Raw genomic sequence first — 16,282 nt, 5'->3', positions numbered from 1 at the left:
TATTGATTTAAAATTAATTTTTTATCATGTGTTAAAAGTATATAAGCAAATTATCTTTTTCGAAAAACAACAAACAAAAAACCCCTAATAATCAAAGGATTATTAGGGGTTTTTGTGGTACCTCCAGAAACTCTTTTTACAAAAACATACTTTATAATATTTTGATATACAATGTTTTATGTTTTTGTATAAAACATATTTTTCAATATGTGTTTTACACTTGTTTTACACTATCTTTGTTTTTTAATTTTTTTAATTTTCTAAATTATGAATAAAACAACATATATTCCTTGTTTTAAAAAGAAATATTCTACTGATGACTTTGGTACAATTCAAATTAGAATAACCACTAATCGAAAATCAAAATACGAAACACTAGGAGAAAAAATAAAGGAGAAATATTGGAACCCTGAAAAAAAGGAAGTTAGAAAAAATCATCCAGAACAAGAAAGGTTAAACACTTTATTAGAAACCACCATAAATGAACTGAAACAGATAAATAATGTTCCAGAGACCGAGATTATTTCGGACGAAAAGGTTTCATTTATTCAATTTTTTAAAGAACAATTAGAATATCTACTTATTAGAAAAAGATTAGGTTCTTATAAATCTCAAAAGACGGGTTATTATCATATAAACAACTATTTAAGTTCAAAAGGGAAACCTGATTTGATGTTTGAAGAAATAACCCCTTTACTGATTAGAGACTTTGAAACTTATTTAAAAGGTAAAGAAGTTTTAAATAATAGTTGTATAAAGTATATTAAGACCTTTAAAAGTGTATATAACCAAGGGGTTAAACTTGGAATATATCAACAAAAAAGCGATCCTTTCGTTTTGATTAAAAATAAGTATTCTCCTGTTGAAAAGAAAACATTAAAAAGGATAGACATTGAAAAAATATTTAAAACAACATTCAAAGAAAAAGACCCTCTTTACAACATTAAAAATTATTTTTTATTTCAAATTTTCGCTCAAGGTATAAGGGTTAGTGATTTATTGACTTTACGATGGGGAAATATAAAAGATGGTGAAATCAACTTTTATCAGTTAAAAACAAAATCTCAACATAGGATACCATTTAATGATATTATTGTATTGAAAATTGCTGATTATCTCCCAAATAGAGGTTTAGATGTTATAAATTTTAAATTCAATTTTAATGTCTTGGATAAAAATTATTCAATGACTTTTAAAGAGATTGAAGACAAGTATGAAAATATTAGAAGTGGAAATATTCAAAAGTTTATTGAAGGGGATGAAGAGTTTATGAAAGAATTAGAAAATTGGTTTGAAGTATTAAATAAACATAAAGAATTATTGGTTATTCGTTTAATACTTCGAATTGTAGAACACTCTAAATCAAACCTTAAAAAGTTTATTTTTCCAATATTAGATGATGAGATTTTTAAGGATGTAGATTTTACTTCCGAAAAATACACTTTATCAAAATATCAATTTAACCAAATGTCTTCAAAGACGACTGTGTATAATAAGTATTTGAAGAAATTACAAGAGAAATGTGAGATAGATGTTGTTCTTACAAGTCATTTGGCAAGACACTCCTATACAAGTTTAATGATTGAAAGTACCGACAAAGATATTTATACGATTTCAAAAAGTTTAGGACACGCAAATATATCAACAACTCAACATTATATTAGTGAGTTTTTGGACGAGAGGGTTTTTAAAGAAAACGATAAATTGAATAAAACTTTTAAAAACATATTTTAACTAAAATTGTTTTTCTTTGTTTAAATACTAAAAATTAAAATATTTAATAATTATGAAAGAAGATTTAATCGAATTGTTATCACGTTGGAAAAACGATGAAAGAAGAATTGGTTTTAGAAATGTAAAAGTTAGAAATACCCCATTTGCTGACGGGGAATATTTAATTATTGTTTCGGAAGAACTTAAAATAAAGGACAATTCAAAAACAATTAAAATTGAAAGAGTATTTCAAACCTTTAATCAATCAGGAAATAATGAAATTGCTAATGGTGATTTATATAGAGCAGAACAAATTGTCAATATAATAACAATCGAGTTTTTTAAACTCTATTTAGATACAATTCAAGAACTATATTTAGAATATGATGGTGATTTCACGGAATTAAACTAAATAGTTATTTTTTGTACCAAACTATAAAGTGTATCATTTTAATCAATTAAGTTATGGTTTAATGATACACTTTTCGTATCTTTGTAATGTATAATATTAAAACGATACAATATGAAAGTGGTTATATACTCTAGGGTTTCAACAAATAGTCAGGATTACAAAAGACAAACAGAGGAATTGTTAGATTTTTCAAAAACGATGAATTATGAGGTTGTTTCTATTTTCGAGGAAAAAATATCCGGAGGCAAAACAAATGAGGAACGTCCAGAACTTATGAAAATGATAAACTTTGTCAAAACTAATAAAATTGACAAAGTCCTTTGTTGGGAACTTTCAAGGATCGGAAGGAATACAATAGAAGTTTTAAAAACTATTCAGTTATTAAATGAAAATTGTATTTCTCTTTATATTAAAAACCACAATATAGAAACCTTAAATGATAAATGTGAGATAAACCCAATGTCTCAATTCTTAATTCAAATCCTTACCTCTGTTAGTGAAATGGAGAAAACTCAAATTAGACAAAGAATAAAATCAGGTTATGAGAGTTTTAGAAAAAATGGTGGTAAAGTAGGAAGAAAAGAAGGGTTTAAAAAAGATAATGAAACTTTACTAACGGAACATAAAGACGTTGTTAAATTATTAAAGCAAGGTTATTCAGTTAGGAAGACAATGAAACTAACGGATAAAAGTAGTGGGACTATTCAAAAGATTAAAAAAATAATTTCCGAATTATAATTCTTTATCAAACTCAAACATAAAAGACATATCAACAGACAATCCTTTTGATAAGGATTTAATAGTACATATCGTAGGATTTATTACACCTCTTTCTATTCGAGTGATTTGAGGTAACGAAACCTCAGCCAAATTAGCTAGTTCTTCTTGGGACATACCTTTTCCCTCTCGCATTTTTTTTAAATGTTTTCCAAACAATATTAAATACTCCTTATTCTTTGTGTATATCAATTCTTACAAGGTTTTAGTTTGTAAAATTCATATAATCATATATGATTTATCTAATCATGTATGATTAGTATTAAATATTTTTCTATATTTACCGCAGAAATTTACCGCAAGGTGATTGCGGTGTATGGTTTTATGTTTGTATAATAATTTAATAAACGAAAAAATGAAAAAACTTTTACTTTTAATAGGATTTGCAACCCTTACAATGAATGGTCAAGTTAAAAAAAACAAAAGTTTAAAACATTATACCTCTTACGAATGTCGTAATGATGTTGATATTGAAGAATTCGTTAAGTCTAATGATTATTTAGGTTGTGATAAATCCTCTGAATATAGGTTTTATGATGTTTCTATTTCTGATAATAAAATAATAATTACAGAGTACAATAAAATGGAACAAGTTCAAAATAAATGGGAACATAATGATTTGGTTGTTGAACACAAGGGGTCTTTTGATGTGTACACAAAAGATGAAGTAAATAATGACGGGAATCAAGGATTTGAATCTTTTTATGTGTCAAAAGACAGAAAGAAAATTATAAATTATTACATAAACTCAATGTATAACAAAAGCCAAACAGTATACATATTAAAATAAATCAAACAATTAAATCAAACAATTAAATCAAACAATTATGAAAAAAAATGTTCTATTATTATTATCATTAAGTGTTTTAACTATTTCTTGTGGTGGTAAAAATGAGAAAAAAGAAGAAGCTAAAACTGAAGCTGTTGAAGTTGTAGATTGCGGATGTGGGGAATTAGATGGAGGAGAATTACTTGGAAAACCCTTTACGGGAACATGTGCCGATAAAGATCAAAATGACACAATCATTCTAACACAGAAATATAAAAATGGTTATAAAATTTACGAAAAAGAGAAAGTAAAATTAAATGATAAATATATTGTTAAACGTGACATGAATTATGATAATAACAAAGATTATAATGGATATACAATATATTTGGAGGAACGCAGTATTAAAAATTATATGGAAATGAAAGACGGAAAAATTTTTAATTACTATACAGCATATATTAGTGGGGGATATGATGATTATAAAGGATTTATAACCGTTATGTGGAAAACTAAAAATGGTGTTGATGTAGGAGGGGAACCTATGAATGATATTTATCCTGATGAATCAAGACCAAAGTGTATGCCAGATGCTGAAAAACCAGAGAATTATGGAACATATCAGGGATGGACTTTGAAAGAATTAGAGAAAGACGTTTTTGACAAAGTAATTGCTGACCTTAAAAAAGAAATGCCGAAATTTATACATAAATAATAATCTAAACAAGTTCTTTCTAAAAGAGGATTGATTTAAAAAATCAATCCTCTTTTCTATTATATATACTAAATGAAATTAAGAAATGCGCCAACAGGAAAAGGTAAAACTATCAAACCTCAACACTTAAATAAAATCTTCATTGATTGTGATACTCAAAACCTTTTAAACGACTTTGAGAATAAAAACATTCAAAATGATTTGTTGAATAGTTGGAGGGTTGTTTATTATTTTAATGTTTTAAACTCTGTCCTTACATTTACTATTGACGAATATGATTTTATACACCAATCATTAAAATCGTTTATTAGGAATAAGAAAATTGATGAGGTATTGAAAAAAAATATCAACTGAAAAGTCCCGTTATTTGCGACTTCTTTTTTTTAACATTTTTTTAACATTTTAACATTTCGAGTAGTCATCACGGGTTCCAATTTTCCAAATTTTTTGACAATTATTTTGACTTTCAAATTAAATAATTTCGATATATCTTTGTAGAAGAAATCAAAAACACATCTCTATTTATTTTCTGTTAGAGATTAAAATTCAAAACATTATAAAATAAAAATTCGAAAAACTTGCTATTTGCGAGGGTAGAATTCTATGTCTTAAACGAAGTAAAAAAACAATTTAATAATTATATAAAAAATGAGTGGATTATCAATTTTCGATGGTGGTTTTGCTACTTTTCCAAAGATTTTCGTTTCGGGAGGAATGAAAAAATCTAAAAAAGTAATCAATACAAGTTTAATTGTTATTAAGTCCTTTATGATGGGACCAGACAAACAAGCAAAAAACGGGTATATCAATAATCTAAAAAACAACTTGGGAATTATTGAAGGTGGTGTAAAAACTTTTAAAACAAGTTTTATATCTGGTAACAAATCTGTTAAATATAACGGATATGATTTACAACTAATGATTAAAAATGGTGTGGTATATTTATCAGTATCATTGGAAGGACAAACATTTATGTTTGATTGTTGGAATATCAATTCAGTAGTAGATGGTTTAAGTCAAAGAAATAATAAATGTGATTTTTTTGATGCGGTGTATGTTGAGGATTTAATCAACAAAGGAAGATTAAGTGTAAAGTTTAACGTGAGTAAATTAAAAAACCACGGAACAACTTGGAAGATGTTGTAATAGAATACCTTAATCTTTTAGTTATGGGTAATATAAATTACTACAAAGTATAAAAGGGTTTAGCATTAAATGTTAAACCTTTTTTTGCTTAAATACATATTTTATAGTTGTAGTTGTCAATTGTAAATAAATCCTTTTGTTTGATTAAGTAATTTACATAATTGGTTTTGTCATTTCTTTTGGTGATGTCCTCAATATAAATGTTTGGAGTTCTAAATGTGGTTTGGATATAATATTCTAAATGTTGAGGTGTAATTGTGGTTTCTAACACAATATGAGTATGAACCTCACAACTATCGGGGATTTGATTTCCCATAGAAACCTTAGTTGGATATTCAATTACAAAAAGATAGTTTAATTTTTCAAATGAGTTTTTGTAATCTTTAAACATTCTATTGAAAATCTTATTTGTTAAAACAAACCTCAACTCTTCGGTAGTTTTACAACCTGTATCGTTTATGGTTATGGAGTAAATAGGGTTGTTTTGGGAGGTTATTTTATGAAAACTATATCTAATGTCGTCTTCTATCATTTGGGTTGTTTTGGGATTGTTATTCTTTTTGAGGAGAACCATTTTATCAATTAAGTTTATATATAATTCAACCAAGAACAAATAAAATATATTATAAGTCCTAATTGTGAATTATTGATTTTGCTTTTTATTTCCTCCAATTCACTTTTATTCCAGAGTGTGAGAACTCATTTTTTTTAATTTAGTTTTTCAATTTTTACTTTTAATTCCTCAATCTTTATTTTCAATTTTATTCTTTCTCGTTTCTTGAAATCTTTTTCAAGATTTAATTTTTCATTATTCTTTTTAATGGTTTCTTCGTGTTTTCTAATCTTGTTCCAATCTATCATTTACTTTCTCTAATTTTTCAATAAGTATAATTTCCATCAACTCAAATAAAGTATTTTCAGGATACAAAAACAGATTTTTATATTTAATAATTTCCGTCTGTTGTTTTTTAAGTTCTCTTTGAACTTTCGACTTTGAAACATTTAAAATCCTTTTAATAGTTTCAACATCATAAAGGTTTTTATTTTCTTTTGTAAAGTAAATTATCATTTTTAAGTGTTATATATTTATTAGTTAGTTTATTGTATTCCTCAATCAATTCGTCAAGATTTAAGTCATCATCCTCTTTAAATTTTCGTTTTGGTTCTTCAATGTCTTCGATGTCATCAATAAGTTCGTCATCCGATAAATTAGTTTCTTCGTCATTCAATTCATCTTGGATCTCTTTATTGTATTTCTCAACAATAAACTTAAAGAAGTTCGTTTGAAGGTGTTTTCTTTTTTTCATTATATAATTTCTTTTTTGAAAGTTGAAACAATCGAATAAATCGTTTCAATCCATAAAATATATATTATGAAAAAAGTTGAGGTTTTGAAAAATATGGATTGTTTACAGAGGGAAGTCACTAAAAATGAACCTTAATGTATAAAATTGTATTTACAGATTTTGAAAATAAATTGAAAATTGTTTTACACTTTGTTTTACACTACTAAAAACAAAAACATCTTAACTCGTTGTTATTCAACTTGTTAAGATGTTTTATAATGTGGTACCTCCAGGGATCGAACCAGGGACACATGGATTTTCAGTCCATTGCTCTACCATCTGAGCTAAGGTACCTTGCGATTTTTAAGTAATATTACTTATTCATTGCGGGTGCAAATATATAACCTATTTTATATTTTCCAAAACAATTATTAAAAAAAATCATTTTTGTACATTTGCATTTCTAATAAATATATATGATACTTACAATTGATGTAGGCAATACAAATGTTAAGGTTGCTGTTTTTAAGCAGTTTAACTTAGTGGATAAGTTTGTTTTTCAGAAAAATAATTTTCAAAATAATTTTCAAATAATTTTCAAAAAACATCCAAATCATGCTAAAGCAGTGTTATCTTCCGTTTCAATGTTGGATGAAAAGGATAATGAATGGTTGAAAAATCAAATTGAAGTTATTGAAATAAACGCAGATTCTGTTTTCCCATTTAAAAATATATATACTACTCCAAATACATTAGGTGTCGACAGAAGGGTATTAGCATCTGGCGCAGTATTACAGTATCCAAACCAAGATGTTTTGATTATTGATGCAGGAACTTGTATAACTTATGATTTCATCACCAATAAAAAAGAATATTTAGGTGGCGCTATTTCTCCCGGACTTCGTTTGCGTTATCAAGCTCTTAATGATTATACCGCTAAGTTACCTTTATTGGAAAATAATTTGCCAGATAATTTTATTGGAAATAGCACAGATCAATCTATTCATTCTGGTGTTGTAAACGGATTGTGTTATGAAATTGAGGGCTTTATTTCTGAATTTTCTGTTAAAAAAGAACAATTTACAATAATTTTAACAGGCGGCGACGCTATTTTTTTGGCGAATCGATTAAAAAGCACCATATTTGCCGATGAAAATTTCTTATTAAAAAGTTTACATCAATTATACACTTATAGTTTACAAAATGATTAAAAAAATTGTCTTACTAATTACGATATTACTTGCCAACTTCGGTTTTGCTCAAGAAAACACAGCATCGCCTTATTCTTTTTATGGAATTGGAAGTGCAAGATTTAAAGGAACTAATGATTTTGTAAATATGGGTGGAATTTCTGTGTATTCAGATAGTACACATATTAACGTATTAAATCCAGCGTCTTATTCTAATCAATTAATAACTACTTTTCAAGTGGGAATGACGTCTAGTTTTTATAATTTAAATACTGCTTCGGCTTCAGAAAAAGCAAAAAAAACCACATTTGATTATATGGTTATGGGTTTTCCTGTGTCTAAAAAAGTAGGTGTGTCTTTAGGACTATTGCCTCAAAGTGCTGTTGGTTACAGATTAAGTTCAGATACTCGATCAGTAAATGGACTTTTTAAACAATATAAAGGAAAAGGCGGCGTAAATAAAGTGTTTGTTGGCGCAGGGTATCAAATTACACCAAAGTTTAGTGTAGGTTTGGATTTTCAATATTTGTTTGGAATATTAAACACACAATCCGATGTGTTTGATCAAACTATTATTTACGGTTCAAGAGAAATTAATGAGTCTACCGTTTCAGGTCTTGCAGTAAATGCAGGATTAAATTTTAAAACCAAGTTTAATAACAAACTAAACTTCTTTTCAAGTTTAACTTATGCGCCAGAAGCTAAGTTGAATTCTATTAATACCAGAAATGTTTCTTTAGTATCAGCTTTGGCAAACGGATCTATCGTTGCAGCTTCAGCAGATACTGAAGTAAATGTAGCTGATACCAAATTAATCGTACCTTCAAAATTAGCAATAGGCGCTGGTTTAGGAAACAGAAAATGGTTTTTAGGTGGTGATGTAGCTTTTTCTGGAACTGGAAATCAAGTCAATCGTTTTGAAAATTACTCAAATGTATCTTATGAAAATGGCGTAAAAGTAGCAATTGGAGGGTTCTTTATACCAAAATTTGATTCTTATAATAACTATTTTCAAAGAGTTACTTACCGAGGTGGTTTCAAATATGAAAATACAGGTTTAGTAATTAATAATACGGCTATAAAAGACAAATCAGTTACTTTAGGATTTGGACTGCCTATTTCTGGCACTTTTTCAAGTTTGAATTTAGGCGCAGAATATGGTTCAAGAGGAACTACAGGTAACGGCTTAATTAAAGAAAATTATTTTTCTATAAATATCGGCTTGTTATTTAACGATAAATGGTTCAGAAAAACATTATATAACTAGTATAATGAAAAAGTTAGTTGAATATTTTGCTGTCTTTTTAGCAATTTTGTTTCTGCAAAGTTGCGAAAGTAACTTAAAAGAAGTTCAACGAATTTATAAAACATCATTTGTTCCAACAGGCGAAGCAGATTCAATTAACTTGAGATATACAGATTCTGGAAGAGTAAAATCCATCTTACAGAGTTTAAAAATGATTGATTATTCTACAGCAAAAAATCCGTTTGTTGAATTTCCAAAATCCGTTTTAGTAACACTTATTGACGCAAATGGTAATAAAACTACAGTTGTTGCAGATAAAGCCATTTCGTACAAAAAAACAGAAGTAATTGATTTGATTGGGAATGTGAAAATTCAAACCTACGATGGAAAAGTTTTAGAAACCAATCAATTGTATTTTGACCAAAAAAACGAATGGTTTTTTACAGAAGAAGCATTTACTTTTAAAGACGCTGACGGAAGTTATCTCCAAGGAATAGGGATTGATTTTAGCAAAGACTTTAAAATCTTCAACATGCAAAATAATAATGGAGAAGTCAATAACATGTAATTTTACAACTATGAAATATTTTAAATACACTCAATACTTATATTTAATAGCTTCACTACTTTTTTTAATTTCAATAATCGATAAAGCTTATGAAAATCAAGATTTTAGTTTGCAAGCAATTATAGCTGTAGGATTCGCTATCATGTTTTTTGTACGACGCAGTTTCGTTAAAAAAATGGAAAACAACAAAAAAAACTTATAAAAAATCGACAATACTATTTTATTATTAAATAGATAATTGTATTTTCGCCCTCTGAATAAAAAAAATCAATATAAAAATGGCAATTTTATCAAAAATTAGACAACGTTCTATCTTATTAGTTCTAATCATAGCATTAGCGTTATTTTCATTTGTATTAGCAGATGTAATTAAAAGCGGTGGATTTGGCGGTGGTTCAAATAACATTGGTTCAATCAATGGAACAAAATTTGAGTACCAAGAATTCATGAATAAAGTAGCTAATGTTGAAAAACAACAACAAGGTGTTAGCGGAACTCAAGCTTTAAATTCAGTTTGGGAACAAGAAGTGAGAAAAGTATTATTATCTGAACAATACGATAAAATTGGATTATTGTTAGGGAAAGAGCAATTAATGGCGGTTATTAAAAACGATCCACAATTGTCTCAATCACCACAGTTTTTAAATGCTGCAGGTAAATTTGACGATAAAAAATTTGCAGAATATATTAACTCTTTACAAAGTGCTCCAGACCAAACACAATGGAATAGCTGGAAAGCTTATGAAGTTCAAATTGAAGATTTTGCTAAAGAGCAAATTTATAACACGTTGATTAAATCAAGTGTGTATACTACTAAAGCAGAAGGAAAATTAAAATACGAAAGAGATAATAATAAAGTTGATTTTGATTATGTAGCTTTAGCATTTTCTACAGTTAGTGACGACCAAGTAAAGGTTACTGATGAGGAAATTATGGCTTACATGAAGAAAAACCCTAAAAAATTCAAATCGGACAATACTAGATCTGTTGAATATGTATTAGTTGAAAACAAACCATCTGCTGCTGATGAAGCAGTAATGAAATCTAAAATTGATGGATTTGTAAATGGTAAAATTGAATTTAAAAACGGAGTAAACGACACAATTCCTTCATTCCGTGCCGCAACAAATGTAGCCACATATGTAAATAAATATTCAGAAATTAAATTTGATTCTACTTATTTAGCTAAAAAGGATATTAATCCTCAATTTGCAGAACAATTATATGCATTAGCACCAGGACAAGTTTTCGGTCCTTATACTGATAATGGGTATTCAAAATTATCAAGAGTTGTTGGAAGAAAATCTGGCGCTACAGCTAAAGTTAGTCATATTTTAATTGCATATAAAGGTGCTATGCAAGCCGCTCCAACAGTTAAATTAACTAAAGAAGAAGCTAAGGCTAAAGCTGAAAGTTTATTAGCGCAGGTTAATGCAAACCCTTCAAGTATTGCTATGTTAGCTATGATAAATTCTGACGATCAAGGTTCAAAACAAAATGGTGGAGTATATGATAATGTGGCTCCAAAACAAATGGTTAAACCTTTTGATGATTTCTTATTTGGTAATCCAGTAGGTAAAACAGGAGTAGTAGAAACGGATTTTGGTTTCCATGTAATGAAAGTTGATGGAAAGAATGATGCGGTATTATTAGCTACAGTAGCTTTAAAAATTCAACCTTCAGAACAAACAGAAGATGTTAACTATAATAAAGCATTAAAAGTAGAATCTGATGCTACAGCTAGTGGTCTTGAAAAAGCAGCGAAAACATCAGGTTTAAAAATTGCACCAGTTACTAGTGTAAAAGCATATGACGAAAATGTTGCCAATTTAGGTTTACAAAGACAAATTGTTACATGGGCATTCAATGATGATACTAATATCAATGATGTAAAACGTTTTGATATTGTGAATCAAGGATTTGCTATAGTAAAATTAAAATCTAAAAATGATGAAGGGTTATTGCCTTTAGAAGTTGCAAAACAACAAGTTGAGCCATTAATCAAAAATGAGAAAAAAGCTGCAATTCTTAAAAAGAAAATGACAGGTACTACTTTAGAAGCAATTTCAAAATCTACAGGTTCTTCTATAGCTCCAGCTATTGGTGCAACTATGGCTTCACCAGTTATTCCTAATTTAGGATACGAACCAAAAGTGGTAGGCGCTGCAATAGGATTAGCTTCAGGTAAAACATCTAAAGTGATTGAAGGAAATTCTGGTTTATTTATGGTAAGAACTAAAACACTTACAAAAGCACCAGTTGTGAATGACTACAAAACGCAAATTGATCAATTGAATCAGCAAACAAAAGGTTCTGCTTCATATAGAATAGTTCAAGGATTAAAAGATAAAGCCAAAATTGAAGACAATAGAGGTAAATTCTAAAAATATAAATTGAAAAATAAAAAAAGGGCTGATTTATTCAGCCCTTTTTTTATTTTTGTAAAAAGTTAATATGTCATTTATATAATCTTTATATAAAATTTTTGGCGTACACACTGAAATTAAAACAAGTGAAAAGGCGACAACTAATTCTCCAAAAATGAAAAAATTTTTAATAGTTGGTTTAGGTAATATAGGTTCGGAATATGTTAATACTAGGCATAATATTGGATTTAAGGTATTGGATTATTTTGCCAATCAAGAGAGTATTTCTTTTCAAACCCAAAAATTAGGCGATGTAGCTGAGTTTAAAATTAAAGGGCGAACTGCCATTTTACTGAAACCAAATACGTTTATGAATTTAAGTGGAAAAGCTGTAAAATATTGGATGGAAAAAGAAAATATTGAAAAGGAAAATCTACTAATAATTACAGACGATTTAAACTTATCTTTTGGAAGTATCAGAATAAAAACAAAAGGCTCTGACGGTGGACATAATGGTCTTAAAAACATACAGCTTTTATTAAATACCACAGAATATCCACGCTTTCGATTTGGAATTAGTGATGCTTTCAAAAAAGGAAAACAAATTGATTACGTTTTAGGCGAATGGTCTGCCGAAGAAAAAGAAGCTTTAAAAGAAAGATTAAGCATCTCATCTGAAATAATAAAATCATTTGTCTTATCGGGATTAAATACTACAATGAATTTATATAATGGAAAATAAATTAAGATTTTCATAATTTAATATGTTTTTTTATATTGATTTTTTATTATATTTGTCTGTTTATAAACCAAATTCTTAAATAAAATGAAAAAAATTACTTTACTCCTTTCGTTTTTAATTTGCTTTAGCACTATAGCTTTTGCTCAAATTGACAAGAAAGAAAAAACTGTTTTTGGAAAAAAAATTAATCCTGAATTTATTGCTCCATCTGGACATATTAGATGTGCGTCTACTGAATATGAGCAATATTTAAGAGAACAAAATCCAAAAATGGAATCAAGAGAACAATTTGAAAATTGGATGGCTCAAAAAATCGAGGAGCAAAGAGCAATTCAGAATGTCGCTTCTCAAAGTGGTGGAATTATTTATATTCCAGTTGTGGTTCATGTGATTCATAATGGTGATGCATATGGTACTAATGAGAATATTACAGATGAACAAGTTCAGTCTCAAATAACTGTAATGAACCAAGATTACAGAAAATTATCTGGAACTCCTGGATTCAATTCTAATGCAGTCGGAGCTGATACTCAAGTAGAATTTGTTTTAGCAAAGGTGGATTTAAATGGTAATCCTACAAATGGTATAAATAGAGTAAATTTATGTCAAGATTCTTGGTCCACTGCAGATATAAATTCTATTGTTAAGCCTACTACAATTTGGGATCCTACTCAATATATGAATATGTGGTCTGTTAATTTTACTGACGGAAGTTTATTAGGGTATGCACAATTTCCTGAATCTAGTTTGGCGGGAATGAGTACAGCTGCTCAAAATGCTAATTCTGATGGTGTTGTTGCAGGTTATAAATTTTTCGGAAGTTCATCTTTAGCTACTGGTGCTTTTCAAGCGCCTTATGATAAAGGAAGAACGATGACACATGAAGTAGGACACTTTTTAGGATTAAGACATATTTGGGGTGACAATACTGCTTGTCCAGCTACGAATACTGCAAATGATAAAGATTATGTTGCTGATACTCCAGCGGCTAATGCTTCTAATTTTGGATGTCCAGCTAATACAAACACTTGTCCATCAAATCCAGGAAATGATATGATTGAAAATTATATGGATTATACGGATGATACCTGTATGAATATTTTCACAACGGGTCAAAAAGCTAGAATTACAACTGTAATGAATAACTCTCCAAGAAGATCTACATTAAAAACATCAGTAAAAGATGTAGCTATTCCTTTATTTGCAAATGATGCTGAGGTTAAAATTGAAGCGTATTGTTCTACAGCAGCTTCAAACCCTTGTACTCCAGCTAATCAACATCAAATATTATTGTATAACAGAGGTACAGCAAACTTAACTTCAGCTACGATTAATTATAATGTTAATGGAGCTGCTAATACACCAGTTAACTGGACAGGTACTTTATTGCCGAACAAGTATGCAATGGTTACTTTTTCAACAACTCAATCATCTGGTACTTTAAATGTTTCGATTGCTACTACAAACGGTGTGGCTGATCAAAGAGCTTCAAATAATACTGCTACTTCAGCATTTACTTTTTCTGCTCCAGTACCACCTACAAATTACGCGTTTACAAGTTATGTTTATAATTTACAAGGTGATAGATGGGGAGCGGAAACAACTTGGAATTTAAAAAATGCATCAGGTACAGTTTTATATTCTGGGGGTCCTTATACAAATTTAGCAGCTGGCCAAACACCTCCTCCAATTGTTCAAAACTGGACATTACCAGCTAATGGTTGTTATACATTTTCTATCTTTGATTCTTATGGAGATGGAATTGATCCAGGAACTTATAGTATTTCAACTAATTCGGGTGCTTCAATTGTAGCTTCTGGTGGTGCGTTTACAAATATTGACGTTACTTCATTTACAAATACAGCTCTTTATTCTGAATCTTTTGATATATTTGAATCGGTTTCTTTATATCCTAATCCAGCAAAAGATAGAGTTACAATTGCTATTCCTCAAGGTATAGATGTAACAGGTAATTTTGATGTATATAATGCAATAGGTCAAAAAATTACTACTAAAAAAGTAACTACTGAAAACGATTTGACAATCAATACAAATAATTACCAAGCAGGAATTTATTTTATTAATTTAACTATCGGAGAATTCTCTAAAACATTACGTTTTATAAAAGAGTAATTTTTTAATATTTTTTCATAAAAAGGATTGGTTTTTGCCAATCCTTTTTATTTTTGCATAAATATATAATTGACTTTGAAAATATATCAATCTCTTAACGAATTTAAGCCATCTAAAAAAACAATTGTCACCCTTGGGACATTTGATGGAGTTCATTTGGGGCATACCGCTATTTTAGATAAAATTTGTAACATAGCCAAACAAGAAAATTTAGAAAGTGTTTTGCTTACTTTTTTTCCACATCCAAGGTTTGTTGTAAATAATGATGAGGAAATTAAATTATTAAATACGATGTCTGAAAAAGCCATTTTGCTCGAACAAAAAGGCATTCAAAATTTTATAATTCATCCATTTGATAAGTTGTTTTCTGAATTATCACCAAGAGAATTTGTAGAAAAAGTTTTGGTAAACCAATTAAATATTCAGAAAATTATTATTGGATATGACCATAAGTTTGGAAAAAACAGAGCTGCCGATTTTAATGATTTAATTGCTTTTGGTAAAGAGTTTGGTTTTGAAGTAGAAGAAATTTCAGCCAAACAAGTCGATGAAGTTGCTGTAAGTTCAACAAAAATTAGAAATTCGCTTTTAGAAGGTAATATTTCATTAGCGAACGCATATCTTGGATATTCCTATATGTTGTCTGGAATTGTTGTAAAAGGCAATCAATTAGGAAGAACAATTGGGTTTCCAACAGCAAATATTGAGGTTTCAGAAAACTATAAACTAATCCCTAAAAATGGGGTTTATATAGTAACTGCAATTGTAAATAATCAAACTATTTTTGGGATGATGAATATCGGAATTAAACCTACTTTAGGTGATAATGTTCCGTCAATAGAAGTACATTTATTAAATTTCTCAGAAGATATTTATGGGCAAAAAATTCAAGTAAATGTAATTGAGCGACTTAGAGACGAACAAAAATTCGAATCTTTCGAAGCGCTTAAATCGCAATTAGAAATTGATAAAACAAATACACTTGACTATTTTAAAAAAGGGAAATCGTAACTAATTAATTTACAAGATTGTCTATTTTTTAAAGCCACATCTTCCTTATCTAAATTAATAAAAACTTAGCGCATAAATTTTTTCTTCAAATGTAAATTAGTACTTTTGAGGCATTAATTTATGATTTTATGAGTCTTACCAAACATAACTGGACGAAAGAAGAAATAATTGCTATTTACAATAAACCATTAATGGATTTGTTGTTTGA

Annotated in this window: 18 protein-coding genes and 1 tRNA gene; 14 read left to right on the top strand and 5 right to left on the bottom strand. The window is 28.5% G+C overall.

The features are described from left to right. Positions 1–267 precede the first annotated feature (267 nt). From KA468_RS04755 to KA468_RS04745, 3 genes are all read left to right on the top strand, one after another. Positions 268–1,734, top strand: a complete 1,467-nt coding sequence (locus KA468_RS04755; protein ID WP_291241786.1) for a site-specific integrase — start codon at positions 268–270, stop codon at positions 1,732–1,734. A gap of 52 nt (positions 1,735–1,786) precedes the next feature. Beyond that, positions 1,787–2,125: a hypothetical protein gene (locus KA468_RS04750; RefSeq protein WP_291241785.1), complete on the top strand. Its 339-nt coding sequence runs from the start codon at positions 1,787–1,789 to the stop codon at positions 2,123–2,125. A 111-nt stretch (positions 2,126–2,236) separates the two neighbouring features. Next, entirely contained in the window at positions 2,237–2,863 is a 627-nt protein-coding gene (locus KA468_RS04745; protein WP_291241784.1) for a recombinase family protein, read from the top strand. Here KA468_RS04745 and KA468_RS04740 read toward each other — a convergent pair. Continuing rightward, on the bottom strand, positions 2,858–3,061 hold the full coding sequence (locus KA468_RS04740) for a helix-turn-helix transcriptional regulator (protein WP_291241790.1): 204 nt from the start codon (positions 3,059–3,061) through the stop codon (positions 2,858–2,860). The two genes, KA468_RS04745 and KA468_RS04740, sit on opposite strands and share 6 nt — an antisense overlap. Before the next feature lie 196 nt (positions 3,062–3,257). Here KA468_RS04740 and KA468_RS04735 point away from each other — a divergent pair, with 196 nt between their 5' ends. The 4 genes from KA468_RS04735 (at position 3,258) to KA468_RS04720 (ending at position 5,532) form a co-directional block, all read left to right on the top strand. Continuing rightward, the gene (locus KA468_RS04735; protein WP_291241783.1) at positions 3,258–3,692 is read left to right on the top strand and encodes a hypothetical protein; all 435 of its coding nucleotides are present in this window, start codon (positions 3,258–3,260) and stop codon (positions 3,690–3,692) included. 37 nt (positions 3,693–3,729) lie between these two features. Beyond that, complete coding sequence (locus KA468_RS04730) at positions 3,730–4,386, top strand: hypothetical protein (protein WP_291241782.1); 657 nt, start codon at positions 3,730–3,732, stop codon at positions 4,384–4,386. A 72-nt stretch (positions 4,387–4,458) separates the two neighbouring features. Then, the gene (locus tag KA468_RS04725; protein WP_291241781.1) at positions 4,459–4,740 is read left to right on the top strand and encodes a hypothetical protein; all 282 of its coding nucleotides are present in this window, start codon (positions 4,459–4,461) and stop codon (positions 4,738–4,740) included. Between the two features lie 294 nt (positions 4,741–5,034). Then, a complete protein-coding gene (locus KA468_RS04720) occupies positions 5,035–5,532 on the top strand; it encodes a hypothetical protein (protein ID WP_291241780.1) in 498 nt (165 codons plus the stop codon). Between the two features lie 88 nt (positions 5,533–5,620). Here the strand turns inward: KA468_RS04720 and KA468_RS04715 are convergent, their stop codons facing one another. The 4 genes from KA468_RS04715 to KA468_RS04700 form a co-directional block, all read right to left on the bottom strand. Continuing rightward, a complete protein-coding gene (locus tag KA468_RS04715; RefSeq protein WP_291241779.1) occupies positions 5,621–6,064 on the bottom strand; it encodes a hypothetical protein in 444 nt (147 codons plus the stop codon). Positions 6,065–6,240: 176 nt separating this feature from the next. Continuing rightward, positions 6,241–6,393, bottom strand: coding sequence for a hypothetical protein (locus KA468_RS04710; protein ID WP_291241778.1), 153 nt, complete (start codon positions 6,391–6,393; stop codon positions 6,241–6,243). A 179-nt stretch (positions 6,394–6,572) separates the two neighbouring features. Beyond that, a complete protein-coding gene (locus tag KA468_RS04705) occupies positions 6,573–6,839 on the bottom strand; it encodes a hypothetical protein (protein ID WP_291241777.1) in 267 nt (88 codons plus the stop codon). A gap of 260 nt (positions 6,840–7,099) precedes the next feature. Next, positions 7,100–7,172 (bottom strand) — tRNA-Phe (locus KA468_RS04700). Between the two features lie 122 nt (positions 7,173–7,294). On the opposite strand from KA468_RS04700, the gene KA468_RS04695 reads away from it, so the two are divergent. The 7 genes from KA468_RS04695 (at position 7,295) to KA468_RS04665 (ending at position 16,074) form a co-directional block, all read left to right on the top strand. Next, a complete protein-coding gene (locus KA468_RS04695; RefSeq protein WP_291241776.1) occupies positions 7,295–8,029 on the top strand; it encodes a type III pantothenate kinase in 735 nt (244 codons plus the stop codon). After that, a complete protein-coding gene (locus tag KA468_RS04690; protein ID WP_291241775.1) occupies positions 8,022–9,275 on the top strand; it encodes a hypothetical protein in 1,254 nt (417 codons plus the stop codon). Before KA468_RS04695 ends, KA468_RS04690 begins: the two co-directional genes overlap by 8 nt. A 4-nt stretch (positions 9,276–9,279) precedes the next feature. Further along, entirely contained in the window at positions 9,280–9,822 is a 543-nt protein-coding gene (gene lptC, locus KA468_RS04685) for an LPS export ABC transporter periplasmic protein LptC (RefSeq protein WP_291241774.1), read from the top strand. 278 nt (positions 9,823–10,100) lie between these two features. Continuing rightward, the gene (locus tag KA468_RS04680; protein ID WP_291241773.1) at positions 10,101–12,206 is read left to right on the top strand and encodes a peptidylprolyl isomerase; all 2,106 of its coding nucleotides are present in this window, start codon (positions 10,101–10,103) and stop codon (positions 12,204–12,206) included. A 157-nt stretch (positions 12,207–12,363) separates the two neighbouring features. Beyond that, a complete protein-coding gene (gene pth / locus KA468_RS04675) occupies positions 12,364–12,930 on the top strand; it encodes an aminoacyl-tRNA hydrolase (RefSeq protein ID WP_291241772.1) in 567 nt (188 codons plus the stop codon). An 84-nt stretch (positions 12,931–13,014) separates the two neighbouring features. Further along, positions 13,015–15,063 (top strand): M43 family zinc metalloprotease, encoded by a 2,049-nt coding sequence (locus tag KA468_RS04670; protein ID WP_291241771.1) that lies wholly within the window; start codon positions 13,015–13,017, stop codon positions 15,061–15,063. Positions 15,064–15,138: 75 nt separating this feature from the next. Then, on the top strand, positions 15,139–16,074 hold the full coding sequence (locus KA468_RS04665) for a bifunctional riboflavin kinase/FAD synthetase (protein WP_291241770.1): 936 nt from the start codon (positions 15,139–15,141) through the stop codon (positions 16,072–16,074). Positions 16,075–16,282 lie beyond the last annotated feature (208 nt).

The sequence above is a fragment of the Flavobacterium sp. genome (assembly GCF_017985075.1).
Lineage (GTDB): Bacteria > Bacteroidota > Bacteroidia > Flavobacteriales > Flavobacteriaceae > Flavobacterium.
The sequence above is the reverse complement of the archived record's forward strand: the minus strand, read 5'-3'. Positions and strand labels throughout refer to the sequence as shown.

Coding starts and splice junctions, on each gene's coding strand:
- KA468_RS04755 (WP_291241786.1), top strand. CDS start 268: ATGAATAAAACAACATATATTCCTTGTTTTAAAAAGAAATATTCTACT.
- KA468_RS04750 (WP_291241785.1), top strand. CDS start 1,787: ATGAAAGAAGATTTAATCGAATTGTTATCACGTTGGAAAAACGATGAA.
- KA468_RS04745 (WP_291241784.1), top strand. CDS start 2,237: ATGAAAGTGGTTATATACTCTAGGGTTTCAACAAATAGTCAGGATTAC.
- KA468_RS04735 (WP_291241783.1), top strand. CDS start 3,258: ATGAAAAAACTTTTACTTTTAATAGGATTTGCAACCCTTACAATGAAT.
- KA468_RS04730 (WP_291241782.1), top strand. CDS start 3,730: ATGAAAAAAAATGTTCTATTATTATTATCATTAAGTGTTTTAACTATT.
- KA468_RS04725 (WP_291241781.1), top strand. CDS start 4,459: ATGAAATTAAGAAATGCGCCAACAGGAAAAGGTAAAACTATCAAACCT.
- KA468_RS04720 (WP_291241780.1), top strand. CDS start 5,035: ATGAGTGGATTATCAATTTTCGATGGTGGTTTTGCTACTTTTCCAAAG.
- KA468_RS04715 (WP_291241779.1), bottom strand. CDS start 6,064: ATGATAGAAGACGACATTAGATATAGTTTTCATAAAATAACCTCCCAA.
- KA468_RS04710 (WP_291241778.1), bottom strand. CDS start 6,393: ATGATAGATTGGAACAAGATTAGAAAACACGAAGAAACCATTAAAAAG.
- KA468_RS04705 (WP_291241777.1), bottom strand. CDS start 6,839: ATGAAAAAAAGAAAACACCTTCAAACGAACTTCTTTAAGTTTATTGTT.
- KA468_RS04695 (WP_291241776.1), top strand. CDS start 7,295: ATGATACTTACAATTGATGTAGGCAATACAAATGTTAAGGTTGCTGTT.
- KA468_RS04690 (WP_291241775.1), top strand. CDS start 8,022: ATGATTAAAAAAATTGTCTTACTAATTACGATATTACTTGCCAACTTC.
- lptC (WP_291241774.1), top strand. CDS start 9,280: ATGAAAAAGTTAGTTGAATATTTTGCTGTCTTTTTAGCAATTTTGTTT.
- KA468_RS04680 (WP_291241773.1), top strand. CDS start 10,101: ATGGCAATTTTATCAAAAATTAGACAACGTTCTATCTTATTAGTTCTA.
- pth (WP_291241772.1), top strand. CDS start 12,364: ATGAAAAAATTTTTAATAGTTGGTTTAGGTAATATAGGTTCGGAATAT.
- KA468_RS04670 (WP_291241771.1), top strand. CDS start 13,015: ATGAAAAAAATTACTTTACTCCTTTCGTTTTTAATTTGCTTTAGCACT.